Here is a 3190-nt window from a genome sequence, read left to right on the forward strand (position 1 = left end):
GTAATAACTTCGTATAGCATACATTATACGAAGTTATACGAACGAAGCAGCAAGGCGTAACATTATCCCCGAGCGGTCATCAAGTATCTATTGATCCGCAATGGTTAAAATTAATTCCACTTTTTGAGTCTTTAGATGACGAAAATCTTAAACTTCTATCCGAGGAATTTGTTCTTGAGCACACGGAAGCCAATAAGATTATTTTCAATGAGGGAGATCTGGGGGATAAAACTTTATATTATCGTAGCAGGCATCGTTGAGGTTATTGTTCAGGATGAGACAAATAAGGAAAAAGTATAGCCAAATTAACCGATGGTGATTTTTTGGTGAAATTGCTTTGTTACACGATGTGCCTCGCACCGCAACAATAAAGACATGCGGAGTGTGTATATTTTTAACATTATACCAGCAGCAATTTCAAAGAATCCTCAAGCGACTACCAGAGAACATCAAAAGGTTAATTCTCTCAAAATCATCCGAGAGAATTAGCAGCAAAGAAAACATAATATAATACGGTTTGGTCGTGTTTAACTGATTGTTCCACAAAAAATTTTCCAAGATGCCAAAGTCCCCATTTTTTTCAGAAGTAAGTGAGTGAATTGTCGTCAAGCAAATTCATCGCAGCATTCATCATCCAATCAAGCGAGCTATCCGATAACCATGCCTCGTTGGGTTCAAGGCTTGTGTTTTGATCGTTGAATACAAAATTCAAGCCTTGAACCAATCTGTTGTTTTTTGCAAGAAAGCAAAAAACTGCTAAATTAATAAGAAAATGGAGAGGTTCCTGGTGAGGAAGCAGCAGCAACTAATTATTATTTTTTTATAACACTCTTATCCACGGGTACTGCTTTTTTCTTTATTCAATATATATGCATAGCCATATGATAAATACTTATGAGCTTTTTTTCGAAAATGGCAGTCGCAACAATTGGATAGTTATACATTAGAATATAATAGTGACTGTATATATACAGTAAAGGTACATCAAGGAATACCGAAAGCCATTGAGAAAACTGATATTTCTACAAGCAATCATTTAGGATGTGAATTTATACCGTCGTGGCTGAGTGAAAAGCAACCAATACATGCCTTGTTCACCGAGTTGATTAAATCAAAGATACCACATTGTGGCGCTAATGGTTGCAGTTGCGATTATATTGATTATTTTAAAATACGCTTCGATAAGAAATTAGGGTATATCAATGACTGGAAGTCAAACAATTCAGGTCCTTTTATACCCTATCTTACTGTAGATTTTCCATTCATAACAAAATATTGCCATTTAATGTATACACAGCCGCTAAACTTTACTGTAATCATAAGGCCTATATAGTGAATATGATATTATCGGTTCTTTTCTGCAAAAGCAGCGTAGGCGCCGCCATAAAGAATAGCGGTTTGCTATTCCTGCTACAGTTGATATTATTTCTAGAATTATTTTTATCCCTAATGCAATATCAACCACAATTAGTTAATAAAGCACTCTTTTTTATTGTGTTGTTTTGCCTTTTTAATTTAATTTTGGTTTTTTATTCAAAAGCCCATTATTTTTTTAGATATAATAATGCCTTTTTTATCAGCCTTTGGTTACTTACAGCGATCTTTGCTATTGAACAACTGTTATTAATGCTCATTTCGCCCTATCTTATGTCTGCTCACATTATTTATATGTGGGCACTGTATTTTTTATTTTATTCCCTATTTACTTATATCTGGGGAATCATGATGTTCGTTAATATACTAAAAGTTTTTATTTCAAAACCTTTAAGATAAATTCTCCTAACGAGTGCAAAAAACGAGATTACAATGAGATAAAAAAGTACATCCCTAAGGCAAATCGCAAAAAGATAACCAATGATTTCATACAAATGGTTACTAATTTTCTAAAAAAGAGGGATTATTATGAGGGTAGCCATCAATGGAGCTGGAATCGCTGGGCCAACATTGGCATGGTGGCTGAAAAGATATGGCTATGAACCAGTTATATTTGAGAAAGCACCTACATTGCGTAAAGGGGGGTACGTGATAGATTTTTGGGGTGCCGGTTATGATATTGCTGAAAAAATGGGACTATTGCCTGAATTAAAAGAACAGGGTTATCTCATTGAAAATTTATGTATTTTAAATAGAAATGGCACAAAAAATTCTAATATCAACACGATGGCTTTAACAAAAGCTGTTAACAATCGTTTTCTTACCATTAGGCGTAGCGACTTGGCCGCAACACTTTATCATGCTTGTAAAAATACAGGCGTAGAGATAAGGTTTGGTGAACATATTCTTGCTGTTGAGCAACACCATGATGCAGCTGTAGTAAGCATATCTAATGGTCAGAAAGAAAAATTCGATCTTGTGATTGGTGCGGATGGGCTACATTCTCAAATCCGTTCCAATGTTTTTGGATCATCTGAGCATTATGAAAAAGATATTGGCGCTTATGTTGTGGCTTTTACACTATCAAATTATGAGCCGAGAGATGAATTAACTTATATGATTTGTCCAGTTCCTACAAAACAAGCAGCCAGAGTTTCATTGCGAGATAATAAAACATTATTTCTGTTTACATTTCGTTCTGAGCTTCTAAAGTCAGATCATCAAAATGAAAACGATATCAAAACAATACTTGCCTCTATATATGGTGATATGGGTTGGCCAGAGGTTAATAAAGCACTTTCCAATTTGGATAATACCGATGATTTTTATTTTGATCGGGTGAGCCAGATTCATATGGATAAATGGAGTAAAAATAGAGTTGCCTTGATAGGTGATGCAGCGGCTTGTGCATCGTTGCTTGCTGGCGAAGGAAGCGGATTAGCTATGATAGAGGCTTATGTATTGGCGGGTGAATTATATAAAGCAAATGGTAACTATGAATTGGCATTTCAAAAATACGAAGATAAGCTAAAGTCATTTTTAATGAAAAACAAAAACCGCATTGGGCAACCTCTATCTCTTTGCGCCTAAAAATAATGTCCAGGTCACCATTGCTAAGGCTATGCTGAAAGCATCTAATATTCCTTTTGTATCGACATTGCTATTAGGCAGGCTGATGAAAGATAATATTTCTTTATCAACTTATGGGTAGGAGAATTTATGCCCAACAGCAGAGTCCATCAATTTAAAAATAACAAATTGATTTTATTATAATTATTATTGATGGAAACCACTGTAGTGGTTGAGTGGTTACAAA

The 3190-nt window shown here is 35.0% G+C and carries 1 protein-coding gene; it reads left to right on the forward strand.

What is annotated here, in order from left to right; genetic code table 11:
* The first annotated feature begins 1902 nt into the window (after window positions 1-1902).
* The gene (locus BN58_RS22555) at window positions 1903-2964 is read left to right on the forward strand and encodes an FAD-binding domain (protein WP_019216053.1); all 1062 of its coding nucleotides are present in this window, start codon (window positions 1903-1905) and stop codon (window positions 2962-2964) included.
* Window positions 2965-3190: the final 226 nt, after the last annotated feature.

The organism is Legionella tunisiensis (genome assembly GCF_000308315.1).
GTDB classification, from domain to species: Bacteria; Pseudomonadota; Gammaproteobacteria; order Legionellales; family Legionellaceae; genus Tatlockia; species Tatlockia tunisiensis.

What these genes read in the sequence shown, in the direction of transcription:
- BN58_RS22555 (WP_019216053.1), top strand. Translation starts at nt 1,903, where the DNA reads ATGAGGGTAGCCATCAATGGAGCTGGAATCGCTGGGCCAACATTGGCA.